Annotated in this window: 15 protein-coding genes and 1 riboswitch; of the genes, 2 read left to right on the forward strand and 13 right to left on the reverse strand. The window is 39.7% G+C overall.

All coding sequences use genetic code 11. From position 1 onward, the window contains the following. Positions 1-3: 3 nt before the first annotated feature. The 6 genes from K0R93_RS11955 to K0R93_RS11980 all read right to left on the reverse strand — a co-directional run bounded on the left by K0R93_RS11955 (position 4) and on the right by K0R93_RS11980 (position 5,730). A complete protein-coding gene (locus K0R93_RS11955; RefSeq protein ID WP_300301555.1) occupies positions 4-189 on the reverse strand; it encodes a hypothetical protein in 186 nt (61 codons plus the stop codon). Positions 190-518: 329 nt separating this feature from the next. Further along, entirely contained in the window at positions 519-653 is a 135-nt protein-coding gene (locus K0R93_RS11960; RefSeq protein WP_300301557.1) for a hypothetical protein, read from the reverse strand. Positions 654-677: 24 nt separating this feature from the next. After that, a complete protein-coding gene (locus K0R93_RS11965; protein ID WP_300301559.1) occupies positions 678-2,006 on the reverse strand; it encodes a tetratricopeptide repeat protein in 1,329 nt (442 codons plus the stop codon). 203 nt (positions 2,007-2,209) lie between these two features. Then, on the reverse strand, positions 2,210-2,989 hold the full coding sequence (locus K0R93_RS11970) for a lipid II flippase Amj family protein (protein WP_330685152.1): 780 nt from the start codon (positions 2,987-2,989) through the stop codon (positions 2,210-2,212). A 229-nt stretch (positions 2,990-3,218) separates the two neighbouring features. Then, a complete protein-coding gene (locus K0R93_RS11975; RefSeq protein WP_300301561.1) occupies positions 3,219-4,607 on the reverse strand; it encodes a L,D-transpeptidase family protein in 1,389 nt (462 codons plus the stop codon). 217 nt (positions 4,608-4,824) lie between these two features. After that, positions 4,825-5,730: a fumarylacetoacetate hydrolase family protein gene (locus K0R93_RS11980; RefSeq protein WP_300301563.1), complete on the reverse strand. Its 906-nt coding sequence runs from the start codon at positions 5,728-5,730 to the stop codon at positions 4,825-4,827. A 172-nt stretch (positions 5,731-5,902) separates the two neighbouring features. On the opposite strand from K0R93_RS11980, the gene K0R93_RS11985 reads away from it, so the two are divergent. Continuing rightward, positions 5,903-7,552, forward strand: coding sequence for an MBL fold metallo-hydrolase RNA specificity domain-containing protein (locus tag K0R93_RS11985; protein WP_300301565.1), 1,650 nt, complete (start codon positions 5,903-5,905; stop codon positions 7,550-7,552). Between the two features lie 98 nt (positions 7,553-7,650). Then, positions 7,651-8,397: a hypothetical protein gene (locus K0R93_RS11990; protein ID WP_300301567.1), complete on the forward strand. Its 747-nt coding sequence runs from the start codon at positions 7,651-7,653 to the stop codon at positions 8,395-8,397. Positions 8,398-8,435: 38 nt separating this feature from the next. Here K0R93_RS11990 and K0R93_RS11995 read toward each other — a convergent pair whose 3' ends face one another. From K0R93_RS11995 to K0R93_RS12025, 7 genes are all read right to left on the reverse strand, one after another. Beyond that, on the reverse strand, positions 8,436-8,783 hold the full coding sequence (locus K0R93_RS11995; RefSeq protein ID WP_300301570.1) for a hypothetical protein: 348 nt from the start codon (positions 8,781-8,783) through the stop codon (positions 8,436-8,438). Between the two features lie 111 nt (positions 8,784-8,894). Continuing rightward, on the reverse strand, positions 8,895-10,238 hold the full coding sequence (bioA, locus tag K0R93_RS12000; RefSeq protein WP_300301572.1) for an adenosylmethionine--8-amino-7-oxononanoate transaminase: 1,344 nt from the start codon (positions 10,236-10,238) through the stop codon (positions 8,895-8,897). Continuing rightward, positions 10,231-10,974: a dethiobiotin synthase gene (bioD, locus tag K0R93_RS12005; RefSeq protein ID WP_300301574.1), complete on the reverse strand. Its 744-nt coding sequence runs from the start codon at positions 10,972-10,974 to the stop codon at positions 10,231-10,233. Before bioD ends, bioA begins: the two co-directional genes overlap by 8 nt. A 60-nt stretch (positions 10,975-11,034) precedes the next feature. Beyond that, positions 11,035-12,012: a biotin synthase BioB gene (gene bioB / locus K0R93_RS12010; RefSeq protein ID WP_300301577.1), complete on the reverse strand. Its 978-nt coding sequence runs from the start codon at positions 12,010-12,012 to the stop codon at positions 11,035-11,037. A 19-nt stretch (positions 12,013-12,031) separates the two neighbouring features. Next, on the reverse strand, positions 12,032-12,595 hold the full coding sequence (locus tag K0R93_RS12015; RefSeq protein ID WP_300301579.1) for a biotin transporter BioY: 564 nt from the start codon (positions 12,593-12,595) through the stop codon (positions 12,032-12,034). 121 nt (positions 12,596-12,716) lie between these two features. Continuing rightward, the gene (locus K0R93_RS12020) at positions 12,717-13,439 is read right to left on the reverse strand and encodes an AIR synthase related protein (protein WP_300301581.1); all 723 of its coding nucleotides are present in this window, start codon (positions 13,437-13,439) and stop codon (positions 12,717-12,719) included. Next, positions 13,429-13,941: an ECF transporter S component gene (locus tag K0R93_RS12025; protein WP_300301583.1), complete on the reverse strand. Its 513-nt coding sequence runs from the start codon at positions 13,939-13,941 to the stop codon at positions 13,429-13,431. Before K0R93_RS12025 ends, K0R93_RS12020 begins: the two co-directional genes overlap by 11 nt. An 81-nt stretch (positions 13,942-14,022) precedes the next feature. Next, positions 14,023-14,194: riboswitch (cobalamin riboswitch) on the reverse strand. Between the last annotated feature and the right edge of the window lie 5 nt (positions 14,195-14,199).

The raw sequence follows: 14,199 nt of genomic DNA on the forward strand, positions 1-14,199 counted from the left end.
CTGTCATCTGTGTTTTTCTTGTTTTAGGTCATTTCCACCATGATCTTCTAAGAACCGTTTTTTGTTCTCTACAAGTTGTCGGTACTGATTCTGATCAATAATCCCCTGTTTTTTAAGGTTGTCCATCATTTCAATGAACTCTAGACATAACACCGTTAAATCCTTTTTCACTTTGTTCTCTTCACACATTCCCATAACATCCTTTTTCACTTATTGCATTGTGGTAGAAAAAACACAACAAAGCTCATGGATTTACCATTTGCACTATTAATATATCTTAAAAATGGGTTTTTGTCAATTATATTATTTATTTGAGTTACATTTTTTATTTATATATGAGTTTTATTCAATGTATAATTTTTGTTTTATTACTATATTTTATTATTCTTATTTTCTTCATTCTTACTATTCTCTTTATACCAATATAAATTGTCTTTAAACAAATCTTTCTCTGCTATATAATACATTTCAAAAAAGAAAAGAGCTACCAGTTACCCAGCAGCTCAATACAATAAATCTTATTTATCACTCTCTGTTAACAAAATTCCTGGTTTAATGCTCCATGGATGTGGATCTTCCCCTGCTAAAGCTACCACACCTAGACCCATATTGATCAATACCATTAAAATCATTGCAACCAATAACTTTTTCATATTAATCTCCCCTTTAGTTTATAATTAGGATTTGTCTAGAACAAAGTCTAGCAACTCCATACTTTTTTCTAAATCTTTCTCCATAAAATATCTGGCTATTCTTAGGAAAATTCCTTTTACAATTTCATAAAAGTACTTATCGCAATCAGCGGTAATTTCTCCTTTTATTTCTTCAATAAGTTGTTCTAAATAAATACTTTTTTCTCTATTTATATAGCAATAAGCTAATCCATCATATGCCTCAATTACTATTTTCTTATCATTTAACTCTTTTGCTCTGAATATTGCTTTTGTCAGTGCATTTTCTGCTGCATCATAATTCTGAACCGCCATAAGCCTATGTCCTAAAATCAGATATGCATTTGGTAAATCTACACTATTATTCTTCAGACGAATTTTTATACTTTCATTTAAGCATTCGATAGCCTTATCTATCTGATTATTTTTATAATGTAGCTCAGCCAAATTAATTAACAGGAGTGCTTTAGCTTCTAAATTATCTGCTCCATTAGATAGTTCGTATATTTTTTGATAAATCTCAAGTGCTATATTACTGTCTCCCAATGCTAAATAACAGTTTGCCTTTAGCATAAGAACATCTATGCGTCGTGATGCTATCAAATCACCATATGAACTCTCTAACTCCTTTAATAGTTCGATACTTCTCTCATACTTATTCAATTTCTTGTAGGCCAAAGCGTTATTGAACAGTAACCTAAGCATCAGATTTCTATCGACAATATGATTATTCTGCATAATCAATAGGGCCTGATTGTCTAAATGAACCGCCTCTTCATAGTTTCCTCGCTCAATGGCGCATCTAGCAAGTTTTGAATAGAGCTGAGCTACACTTGAATTGCTTGAGAGTCTTGTATAATTCTCTAAAGAAATCAAATAATCTATGTAACTATCACTGAATCTTTTTTCTTTATAATGATAATCTCCTACTTTTTCATAAATCTCCGCTTTCTTTTCAGCTATATCCCAATCCTTCAATACACCTCTTGCCTTGTTAAACTCTTCAAGAAACTTTGATCCTTCTTGATCAAACAGTGTATTTAAATTATTTAAATGCCTGTTCAAAATACCTTCAGCCTGCTCTATTTCACTTTGCATAAGGTACTCAGCAGTAAAATCAACGGATATATTTCTCTCTTGTGCCAATCTCTTCAGATTTTCTACAATAATCTCTGCAGTATCTTTCGTTAACTTCGTCTTTCCCTGTTCAATATAACTTATTAGATTTCTACTGATTTTTCCATTTGATGTATCTTGCTGGGTTGCATCTAGGTAGACACGAAGCCTTTTCAATTTTTCGCCTGGCGGCAAAATGGTATTTTCTAGAAAATACATGTACTTTCCTCCCGCTGCTTGACAAATCGCAATTGTAACTCCATCACCTCAGCAATTTTTTACAATTTTCTGTATCTTTTTCTATATTTTATCAATTTTCGATTCGATTTGTCAATTATTTTTTTTGTTTTTTTTACTAATGCTCTAGTCCTATATTTTTTTGTATATGTATTAATGAATTATATTTCCTGTAAAATTCTGTTTTATCTGTAAAAGTATGCGATAAACCTTGCTCCAGGCAGCAAAAACAGCTGACCAAGTAAAGTACCCAAAAACTTTGTTCCAATGAGCATAATCACCAAGGCCTTCACATCTCCAAACTCTCGATTCCCCCGATAGGCTTCATCGGTAATAATGGCTGCCTTAGGATCAATAAACAGGGTAAGTAAAATACTGGCTACCCCATTGATCATCCCTGAAGATGCCGATGCCGCCAGTCGGTTTTCTGGTACATAAATTGCGGAGTAGTATGCTGCCAAAACACCAATACTATAAATTCCAGTAATTAAGGCATTGAGCAGCAGTAATCGTTTGGGGATATTCTTAAAGCGTAAGCCTTCCACCATGCCGCGGGTAGGTTTTGTTGCAGTCCTTGCAATTCTTCTCATGTTTCCTCTGCTTAACCCATGAATCACCAAACCTGGAATTGACCCCGTTGCCTCTAGCTTGGTAACCGCTTTACCGAATAGCTTTAAAAACGTCGGTATAAAGAAAATGCCGAATAATGTCCCTATTGTCGTGGCTAAGATCACCCTTCTTACATCCTGAACGGGATCATAATTCATTCGGATACTCTGGTCAATCATAAGTCCAATCAACGGCCCCTGAAGCATATTGGCAGTTCTGGATACCAATACAATAAGATTAAACAATGAAGTAGAGAGGGCAAAATTTCCACTTCGTACAGAATTTAGCCGCACTGAATAAGATAAGGTATCGATAAAATGAATAATCACTGTCAGTGCAACCAATTTCCATGTCAAAGATACCATAGCCCCTATATAAACCACCTCTCTCCAACCTCTTCTGAGGCAATATTTTCCTCGCTTAAGGATATATTAACATGTATCTAACCTGAAATAAATCTTGGAATTACCCTTCTATCATAAATTTTATCCTTGTATGTACCTTGGATAAACATCATAGAAAAGCATTGCATGCTGTAAAATTAGTTGAATAAATGGAAAAGGGTCTGAAGAGACCCTTTTCCATTTATTCAATGACAATAACTGCACTTTTTCCAATCTCTATCCAGTTATAGAGAAACTCTGCGTGGCTGGTATAATTTCTTACACATTTATGAGATCTAGGCACTGTGCCCAAGGTAAAAAGATATTCCTTATGGCCTGGATCCACAAGCTTCCCATCCTTTTTCTCAAAGTCCACGGGAACGCCATGGATGTAAGCGCCACCTGTAAACCTTACAGCATACGGTGCATACCCTGCAATTTCCCTAGTGATATCGTCTAAATATAGAAATTTTGTTTTCTTCTCAATGGCCATATAGTAACCTAGTGGTGTTTCAAACTTGTATTTTTCCTTTGCTCCTGTGGTAGCAAGGGTATAAGAAACCAAGTTCCACTGTCCATCCTTAAACTCAAACACTCCCTGATTCTGATTTTTTCTATCTACTACGATGACCTGGTTTAGTTGTTGTACGTTGTTATTAAAAGAAACATATTTCTTAGGAACATAATATTCACCTTCGAAATTTAGGGTCGTAATTTTATAAAATTTTTCGTCCTCTCCTAGCACTGTAATAAGGGTACCATCAGAGATATAACGAAATGCTGCACGGGTATCGGGCTCCTCATAAGCCGGTGCACCTTGGTATCGCAAGGTACCATAGACATCGTCATCTTTGCCTTGATAAGCAGGGGCAACGCCGTTTCGATTCTTGTAATTGGAAATGAATGCCGTGGTGTTATTTTCTACTTCCTGTTTCAGCAAATTTATTTCTTTTTCCATTTTTTCAAATTGAAATTCCCTAGGCTCACCCAAAGCACCAAATACGTACCCATGCTGAATTACTTCTCCAGTCTTCCAATACACCTTATACCACAAATCCGACTGATATTTTGGTAAGTATTCACCCTTAACGGCTTCCGTAAGGTTTAATTTCTCAAATATTACAGCTTTTCTCAATACCTTAGCGTTCGTATTGGGATTCTCACGGATATTAATATTAGAACCCCATACCAAAAAGTAGTTATATGCCAAGGGATAGCGATCATAGGCAAGATTCATTTGAACACTCACGGGTAATTGGGTGTCGAAGGTTCTTATTGATGTATATAATGACACTGCATTTACTTGTTGTTCTATGGTCTCTTGCGGCAGCAGCTGGGCTTCCTCTGTCTTTTGTTGAGTTTCTGCCCGCTCCGTAATATTTTCATCATCTTGAATGTCAATATCATTAATGTTTTCTTCTACATCATTGGGCTTCGATACATCGTTCTCCCCTTGATTCTCAGGATTTTCTAAAGGCTCTTCTTGTATAACAGGAGGGGTTTCCACAGGGTCAGCTTTGCTAACCAGCATGTCTATTTGACAGCCTGTTAGTACAAGTACTACAATCAATATCCATATATGTTTCTTCATCGACTACACCTCCCAAATATTTGTCTTCTAGTCCTAGAAGTTTATTCTCATTATACCCAAAATATGATCCCCCTACCCGTTCTCTCTTATCCATTTTCATCCAATTATCCTTTATATACCTAAGAGATTCTATAGTCATTCCATTGTTCACAATATGCCTTTTGTAGGGGTTGCATAAATAAAAGGGTTGCATACTATGCAACCCCTAGGACAATGACTATTTTACTGTATTTGTTAACGTTCCTATCTTTTCAATGCTGCACTCCACCACATCACCAGGGTTTAAAAACTTAAAAGGGTTGAATCCCATTCCTACACCAGCTGGAGTACCTGTAGCAATAATATCTCCTGGTCTTAGTGTCATCCCCTTTGATAGGTCATGGATAATCTGAGGGATATCGAAGATCAAATTCCGCGTATTCGAATTTTGACGCAGTTCACCATTTACGCGACAAGTGATCCCTAATTCCACTGGAAAAGGAATCTGGCTCCTATGTACCAAATAAGGTCCCATAGGGCAGAACGTATCTAAGCTTTTCCCTTTATGCCACTGACCATGAAGTTTTTGTAACCCCCGTTCACTGACATCGTTAAGAATGGTATACCCAAAAATGTATTCTTCTGCTTTCTCTAGGGGAATGTCTTTTCCTTCTTTACCTATGACAATCGCCAACTCCACCTCATAGTCCAGTTTTTGGGCAATTCCAGGATGACTATCAATAAAATCCCCGTCTCCAGTGGCAGGCGCAGCTACCTTGCTGAAGTAGATCGGTGCCTTTGGAATCTCTTCCTGATCCCCAAGGACTGTTCCGACCTCTTTTGCATGATCCAAATAGTTTTTACCCAGGCAAAAAACATTTCTTCGTGGATATGGGATCGGAGCTAGAAGCTTCACTTCACCGCGATCTATTCCCTCATTAGAAAAAGTGCCTTGGTTCAGGGTATTCTCCATATTCTCTCCCAATTCTTCTGTGAACACCTCTATCAGTTCAAGCATTGTTTTTGGAATGTCCACCCCTTCGTTACCATTGAAAAAATACTCCATCGGGATAATTTTTTTCTGTTGTTGATCATAAACCCCTATTTTCTCTTCTTCCCTTGTTATATAAGTTACGAAATACATCTTCATTACTCCCCTCTAAATTATCGTTCATAGATTTTCTATAAAACTTCTCCTAATTCCTCTTTTTATGAAGGTATTGTTCAATATTTTATGGAATATTATGAATAATCCGTTATACCTTTTGTATTAAAGGGTATAGGTTTGATAATCATAAGATAAAGGAGTGCGTTCTATGAAGATAAACTTTTTAGGTGCTGCCAAGATGGTTACTGGTTCTAATTACCTTATTACTACCGACACCCATAAATTTTTGTTAGACTGCGGTCAATTTCAGGGTGGAAAAGAAACAGAGAAGCTCAATATCCTTCCTTTTGCCTTTAGTCCTTCTGAAATCGACTTTTTGATATTAAGTCATGCCCACATTGACCATAGCGGCAGGATTCCTAAGCTTGTTAAAGAAGGCTTCCGTGGGAAGATCATTTGTACCCGTGCCACAGCAGACCTGGCAAATATACTGTTAAAAGACAGCGGGCACATTCATGAAATGGAGGCCATATGGGAAAACAGAAAGCGGCTTCGGGCTGGGCTAGACCCAGTGGAACCATTATACCGTGTTGAGGATGCAGAAAATAGTTTTCAGTATTTCGATCCTATACTCTATGATCAAAAAATAGATATAACTGATTCTATCAGTCTTCGATTCCAGGATGCAGGCCATATCCTAGGCTCATCCATTGTGGAACTTTGGATTCGTGAAGGGAATCAAGAAACCAAAATCGTATTCTCTGGAGACATAGGCACTAAGGATAGACCTTTACTTCGAAATCCTTCTTATATTGAAGACGCAGACTATTTGATTTTAGAATCCACCTATGGCAATCGTCTTCATGAAGAGCCAGAGAAGAGAGTGGCTAAACTCATGGATATCATCTCTAAAACCATCACCAGGGGCGGAACCGTTGTTATTCCATCCTTTGCTGTAGGTAGAACCCAGGAATTAATTTATGAATTTAATAAATACTATGATAATAAGGAGATGATTGAAAATCTTCTTAAAGTTCCTGTTTATGTGGATAGTCCTATGGCTACCTCTGCAACGGAGATCTTCAGAAAGCATGCTGACTGTTTTGATGAGGAGACGCGCAAATACATCTTAAGTGGAGATAATCCCCTTGATTTTCATAATCTTCGTTTTACAAAAACTGCAGAGGAATCTCGATTGCTAAATGCCTCGGAAGAACCAAAGATTATCATATCCGCCAGTGGTATGTGTGAGGCTGGCAGAATCAAACATCACCTTAAGCATCATTTATGGAAGAGAAATTCTAGTGTTATCTTTGTTGGCTATCAAGCTGAGGGGACCTTAGGCCGTTCCATTAAAGAAGGTGCTCCCAGTGTAAAAATTTTTGGCGAGAAAATTCAGATTCGTGCCGAAATCCATAGTATTGAAGGCTTCTCAGGTCATGCAGATCAAAGGGAACTGATGGGTTGGCTTGGACATTTTAAAAAGCTTCCAAAGAAAATTTTTATTGTCCATGGTGAACCAGAAGCAGCTGCCCATTTTGCTCAAACAATTGATCATACATTTAAGGTTGAAACCATCGTACCAAATTTGTATGAAAGCTTCGACCTGAACGAATACGACTTCAATCCACTGGAGACGCTTCCTAAGATCGACACCGTAGAAACCGATAGGTTAATGAACATCACGAAGAATATGATTCTTGATTTGAACACTGCCATTGAACGTATTCACACACTTATGGCATCAGATTTATCCTCCAAAGATTATCAGGCTTTAAAAAACAAACTCATTCATTTGGAGAAAGACATTATCGACTTAAATATGTTATTGGGAGATAAAGAAGAAAGGATGGGATAATGACAAAGAGATGGTTTCTTTTTCTATTGCCCTTATTGATGCTCTTATTCTTCTCAGGAAGGCTGTCCTTTTGGTACACCCTTAGGAGCTATTTCTTCATGCCTATTTATGATCTTGGTGTAGTAAAAGACAGTACCCTTCATCAAAAAGATATTCGTTTTCATATACCCGACGGACGCCAAACACGGGAAAAAGATTGGTATCCTTATATGCTCCATCACAACGGCAGTGAGGCTTTTTCACAATACATTGGCAAAAATGTATCTCTGGATATTTTGTATAGTTTTGGGCACTTTGATTTTTGGAAGGGGAGCTCTTCCTTCTATGATCTAGACTCCCCCTACTGCGGTGCCTTTTACGGCGGTTATGCAGTGTTTCCCCAAGATCCCCAATGGCATTATGGCTTTGATCAGAATGGATTTCCCTCCATTGATGAACTTTCAAAGGTACCAATCTTCGATCAATTGCACTTGGTGCTGCCCTCCGTGGGCCTCACAGCAGACCAAGGGGTCTTTCGCTATCAGACTAAAGACATCCAGTTTCATCAATCCTACATCGGCTATACTAATTGGGTAAAGGTCGATGCAGATATTCAGACCAATGCCCCAATCCATCAACGGGATCATGCAGATTGTCCTGGATACTACCAGTATGGCTTTCCCTATCCTGCTTGGTTTCGTGATGTAAGTTATCCTGTCATCAACCTAAAAGGCAGGACCTATGCACGATATTTCGAGGAATATAACGGGACCTTTTTTCTTTACATTATGGCAACAAATGAAGATACACTAGAAAAATGTGACCAACAGCTGCTCTCTGCCTCCTCGATCTCCTATAAAAAATAAACACTAGACAGTCTAGTGTTTATTTTTTATAGGAGATATTAATTAGAAAAAATATTTCTCAGCTTTGCTTTTATATAGCTATCAATGGCTTGCTCAATCTCTTGGTCTAGGTTCTTTTTCTTTTCTCCAATGACATCCTCCATGGTCTTTCTCACTTCACCGATGATTTCTGTCTTTCGTGCATCAATCATTTGGTCAAATTCCTTTTCTACCTCTTCCCTCAGCTGGGCTATGATCACTTCACGCTGTTCTATGATGATTTCTTTTACCAAAGCACCGGAATCATGCTTCAGCTTATATTGAAGCACACCTAGGGTTGTTAAAGAGCCCGCAATGCCCCCCAGCAAAGTGCCGATGACTAAATATATAAGCATCCGATTTTTCATCAAATCGCCTCCTTCTAAGTCAATATATCCCATCTCTCTGCTGAATATTACATCTGACAATCATTCTGTAAAATATTTAAAAGACGCAAAATCATTGCGTCTTTTAAATAACTACTTTCCCAAATATTCATAAATTGCCTTTTCTGCCGTACCGATCATCAAATCAATATCATTTTTATTGATCACATACGGAGGCATGAAGTAAACCACGTTCCCCAGAGGTCTTAGCATCACCCCATGCTTTAAGGCGATCTGATAAATCTGATAACCTACCCGCTGCTTCCAGTCAAAGCCTTCCTTTGATTTCTTGTCTTTCACCAGTTCAAGGGCACCCACCATCCCCAGCTGGCGGAACTCTCCTACGTTGGGATGATTCAACAAAGGAGTTACCCTTTCTCGAATAAGCCGGCTGGTGATCTTGTTTTTTTCGATCACCTCTTCATCTTCAAAAATATTGAGAGATTCACAAGCAATGGCACAACCCATAGGGTTTCCTGTATAGCTGTGGCTGTGCATGAAAGCCCTTAAATTTACATAATCATCATAAAAAGCTTCATAGATCTTGTCTGTCATCATCACCAAGGATAACGGCATGTAACCCGCTGTCAATCCCTTGGATAAACACATAATGTCAGGAGAGATGTCAGCATGCTCACAGGCAAACATTCTGCCTGTTCTTCCGAAGCCTACAGCTATTTCATCGGCAATCAAATGAATATCGTAAGCATCACATAGCTGCCGTAGCTTCTTTAGATAAATGCCAGGATAGATTTTCATGCCTGCAGCTCCCTGAACCATCGGTTCAATAATCACAGCTGTAATTTCCTCATGGTGAGCTGATAGGATCTGTTCCATATTCTCAATACAATTTCCCGTACAAGTTTCCCTTGTCTCTCCATAAGGACAACGATAACAATTTGGTCCCGCTGCCTTGAACGTATTCAACAAGAGCGGTTTATAGATTTCATTATATAAATCAATATCTCCCACCGATAAAGCAGCAAGAGTTTCACCATGATAAGCCTCAGATATGGCTACAAATCGAGTCTTTTCCGGTTTTCCCATCTGTTGATGATATTGAAAGCTTAGCTTTAAAGCAACCTCTACAGCAGATGAACCATTGTCTGCAAAAAATACCTTGTTCAGACCTTGGGGGGTAAGTCTTGCCATCCGTTCTGCCAATTCTATGGCTGGCTTATGGGTAAAGTTTGCAAAAATGGCGTGCTCCAGCTTTTCCACTTGGTTGGCAATGGCTTTGTTGATCCGCTTGTTACTATGACCAAAAAGATTTACCCACCAGGAGGACACTGCATCCAAATAGCTCTTTCCCTCTATATCATAGAGATAGGCTCCTTCACCCCGCTCCAGCACAATAGGAGGAAAGCTTTCATAATCCTTCATTTGAGAACAGGGATGCCATATATACTGAAGATCCTTACGCTGCAGCTCATTCATGTATGCTCACCTCCTTTGCATCCTCCATCATTTCCAAGAGGACTTGAATATCTATTTTTCTTTCAAATTCTTCTTTGAGCTTTCCGAACGTTCCTTTCTCCACATCCACATCCTCCAGCCTATCAATGACACCAACCACAGGCAAACCAGTAAGCTTTTGAACCATTTTCACATTGTCTTCCTCAGCAGCGCTGCCCTTATAGCCGTTCATGATCATGCCCTTTACTCTCAGCCCCGCTGCTTGAGCATACTTTACGGTCAGCATGGTATGATTAATGGTTCCTACCCCTGTCCTAGACACCACCAATACAGGTAAATCCAAATCCTTTGCAAAATCATAAACCATATAGCCCTCATCAATAAGGGGCACCACCAGACCTCCACTGCCCTCGGCAATAACATAATCATATTTTCCACAAAGCCACTGATATTTCTTTAAAATGACCGGCTTTTCCAGTTTGACGCCTTCCAGCTGGGCAGCCAAATGGGGTGAAACTGGGGTTTTTAAACAATATCCATTGATCCTTTCTAGGCTTTCATCTAAGCCAGCTACATTGTTTACAAATCTTGCATCCGCTGAAATCAGCCTCCCATTCTCTTCAATCCCACCGCTTTGAACAGCCTTGTAGCTTACACCATTGTAACCATGCCTTCTTAGCAGATATACTAGCCCCGCAGTAATCACGGATTTTCCCACATCCGTATCTGTCCCTATGATAAAAACTCCCTTTGCCATTATTATCCTCTCCCTACGTTAAAACCCCCATAGCTTTTGAAAGTATGGGGGTTTAAGAATTTATATATCAAAACCTTCACAGCGAATCAACTGAATGTCATCTTCAATCTTGCTGCCAATCGTCGTTAAATAATTACCTACCAAAGCTGCGTTTACCCCTGCCCTAAAGCCGATTTTTTGTAACTCACCCAAGATCATTCTACCGCCTGCATAGCGGATGTAACAGTCTGGAATGACAAAGCGATACAATGCCATGGTCTTTAGTGCCTCTACGGGAGATAATGGCTCTAACTCACCTAGGGGTGTTCCTGGAATAGGATTTAAAATATTCACTGGTATGGATTTTACGCCAAGACCTCCGATTTCAAAGGCCATCTTTACACGGTCTTCCACAGCTTCACCCATTCCAATGATGCCACCGCAGCAAAGCTCCATCCCAGCTTCTTGGATGTTACGAATGGTATCCAAGCGATCTTGATAGGTATGGGTTGTACAGATCTCACCGTAATAATCGCTGCTGGTTTCCACATTGTGATGATACATGCTAACTCCTGCTTCTTTCAGTCTCACAGCTTGTTCATGGGATATGATGCCGTGGGACGCACAGACCTTCAGGCTCGTCTCCTTACTTAGGCGGCTGTACATTTCCACAAGTTTTTCGAATTCTTCCCCTTCTACCCCTCTGCCGCTGGTCACCAAAGAGAAACGGTGGGCGCCTTCCCTTTCCATTTCCTTTGCCCTATCAATCACTTGGTCATAATCTATTAAATCGTACTCACCGATTCCTGTATGATAATGGGCTGATTGCGCACAGTACTTACAATCCTCAGAACACTTTCCTGATTTTGCATTCATAATGGTACACAGATCTACTTTATTTCCCGCATATTTTTTACGAATTCCATTGGCACCATCGTATAGGGCTTCCAGTGATTCTACATCACTTTCTGAAATCCCCATGATCTTCATTGCTTCGTCGAAAGTAATCTTCCCGCCATTCAGTACCTTCTCTGTTATTTCTTGAATAAACTGCTTCACCTTGTCCACCCTCTCTGCTTTATCTAATTCCTACGTAACCTGCACGTCTTAATGCTGGCACCACCATGGTTGCCGTAAAGGCCACTACACCACTCAAAATCAAGTCTGATAAGATGTATGGTGTAAATCCAGCTGCGATAGCGCCTGAAACGGGCATCGCTTTACCCATATATAGGTTGACGATGAGATACAAGTGGGTTACGCCGAATAAATATACGATAGCGAGTCCAGCAAGCACCCGTGGAAAAAGGTTTCCAAAGGTAACTGTTTTTAAATTCTCTGTAAGCTTACCGATCATCCATGCACAAAGAATGAATCCGATCAAATATCCGAAGGTTGGCTCCAACACATATGTAAGTCCGCCACCCTTTGTAAACACCGGTACCCCCGCTAATCCAATTCCTACATAAAGCAACTGAGAGTATAAGCCCAACCTGGAACCTAAAAATATACCTGCAAAAGCGCAGAATAAGAACTGCAGCGTAAAAGGCACAATAGGCGTTGGAATCTTTAAGAAAGCCCCTATAGCTGTCAATGCTGCGAAAAGTGCTACAAGAATCATATCTCTCGTTTTTAATTTCATCACTTGCTCCTCCTTTGGTATGTACATTTGATATTATCTTATTATAGGTTAACTTGTTTGTCAACTTCATATTCACAATTAGTTAACATTAAAAATAAAAAAATACTCTGCTTCCAGAGTATCATTTAAGTTTTCCAATCCTTGTTAAAGGAACAGCGCAGTTACCTTCAATGGGCCCACGGCTAAACACTAGTACTGCGGTACAAGGTCCAGCTGACTTTGTCAGGTCGATGGAGAGACCTTCATCCAAATCTATATGTAAACCAGTTTGGGTTAATAATTTTTCCAATTCCCCTTTAATTCCAGAAGATCCCACAGGTATAACCTCCGTCACATTCTCCCATTCCAAAATCGGAAGCAAAGATGAGATTGTGGCAATTTCCCCTTGATCCTCCACTACCTCCTGCCCCATCTTCGGAACGCCCATCACATATATGTCATTTCCTTTTGCTACTTTATCGTGCCTTAAATCCCCGTCGTTGCAGGTTCCAAGCACAGTAACACCTAGGGCCGTCATGGTTGTCTCCATGTTTTTCTCTGTGCTGATTGTAATGGGTATGAGAAGATTACACGCCTCTAGCTCATCATGGATGCCCTGAAGTATTTCCCGGCCTGTAGGCTCCAGCTCGTTACAGATGTTCACGGTCATTGCTGCAGGAAAAGCACCGACAGCAATGACCTCCATGAGGCATACCCTCGCCGTATATTTTCCTACGATAAAAGGCGGCGCCTTCACCACATCCTGATCCTTTAAGCCAATGGCACCACAGGAATCACAGGCAATCACCAAAATATCTTTGCTGGGTAAGGTTACGATATCTACATCACGGTATTTATTTGCCATTTTGACCAAATTCCTTGTTGATTTGAATGCCTGACTTCTCTAAGGCTGTAAATACAGCTATGCCCAAGATGACATTTACTGCACTTGCTACCAGAAGGAATGGTACTACCCCCATAAAGAACGGCCACCCAAACTTCGGCATAAATATCAATATAAAAGGTGCGCCCACGGCATTCAGAAGAATTCCTACGATACCTGCCCCTATGAGATTGGTCTTCTTATAAGCAAAGTTAAATCCAACCATAGTAATAGCCATCATCACTGCCACGATAATATGTACAGGAATCGTCATATAGAATCCTGCTGTAGCTGCTGTAAGCATATGTCCTAAAAATCCTATGACAGCACCCGCTGTTCCGCCAAGCATCAACGCTCCTAAAAATGCTGGCATTGCATCCAATGCAATACTTTGGAATGGACTAGGAATCTTTATATTTGCCCCCACAAAGCTCAAAGCAATCAATAATCCCATCCAAACCATTTTTTTCGTACTTAATTTCATTTTTCCTTCCTCCTTTTTTGTAAATAAAAAAGCCCATAGTCTACTTGAATAACAAATAGACCATGAACTTTACCATCATTCATGACGCTTCGCAGAAAGGCAGGTCTCCTGGCTCGATTCAACACCTTATACCCCTTCCCTGAATACTACAGGTGGTTATGGCAAAGGCTCCTCATCACAGTGGCGGGTCCGCTGAAGATTTACACTTCATTCCCTATTCTCCCACATGGGCACCCAACTACGCATATATTTTCCAAT

This window comes from Anaerosolibacter sp. (genome assembly GCF_029240175.1).
Taxonomy (GTDB): Bacteria; Bacillota; Clostridia; order Peptostreptococcales; family Thermotaleaceae; genus Anaerosolibacter.

Bases quoted from the DNA above. Each gene is read 5' to 3' on its own strand.
- K0R93_RS11955 (WP_300301555.1), bottom strand. From the start codon at position 189: ATGTGTGAAGAGAACAAAGTGAAAAAGGATTTAACGGTGTTATGTCTA.
- K0R93_RS11960 (WP_300301557.1), bottom strand. From the start codon at position 653: ATGAAAAAGTTATTGGTTGCAATGATTTTAATGGTATTGATCAATATG.
- K0R93_RS11965 (WP_300301559.1), bottom strand. From the start codon at position 2,006: ATGTATTTTCTAGAAAATACCATTTTGCCGCCAGGCGAAAAATTGAAA.
- K0R93_RS11975 (WP_300301561.1), bottom strand. From the start codon at position 4,607: ATGAAGAAACATATATGGATATTGATTGTAGTACTTGTACTAACAGGC.
- K0R93_RS11980 (WP_300301563.1), bottom strand. From the start codon at position 5,730: ATGTATTTCGTAACTTATATAACAAGGGAAGAAGAGAAAATAGGGGTT.
- K0R93_RS11985 (WP_300301565.1), top strand. From the start codon at position 5,903: ATGAAGATAAACTTTTTAGGTGCTGCCAAGATGGTTACTGGTTCTAAT.
- K0R93_RS11990 (WP_300301567.1), top strand. From the start codon at position 7,651: ATGCCTATTTATGATCTTGGTGTAGTAAAAGACAGTACCCTTCATCAA.
- K0R93_RS11995 (WP_300301570.1), bottom strand. From the start codon at position 8,783: ATGAAAAATCGGATGCTTATATATTTAGTCATCGGCACTTTGCTGGGG.
- bioA (WP_300301572.1), bottom strand. From the start codon at position 10,238: ATGAATGAGCTGCAGCGTAAGGATCTTCAGTATATATGGCATCCCTGT.
- bioD (WP_300301574.1), bottom strand. From the start codon at position 10,974: ATGGCAAAGGGAGTTTTTATCATAGGGACAGATACGGATGTGGGAAAA.
- K0R93_RS12015 (WP_300301579.1), bottom strand. From the start codon at position 12,595: ATGAAATTAAAAACGAGAGATATGATTCTTGTAGCACTTTTCGCAGCA.
- K0R93_RS12020 (WP_300301581.1), bottom strand. From the start codon at position 13,439: ATGGCAAATAAATACCGTGATGTAGATATCGTAACCTTACCCAGCAAA.
- K0R93_RS12025 (WP_300301583.1), bottom strand. From the start codon at position 13,941: ATGAAATTAAGTACGAAAAAAATGGTTTGGATGGGATTATTGATTGCT.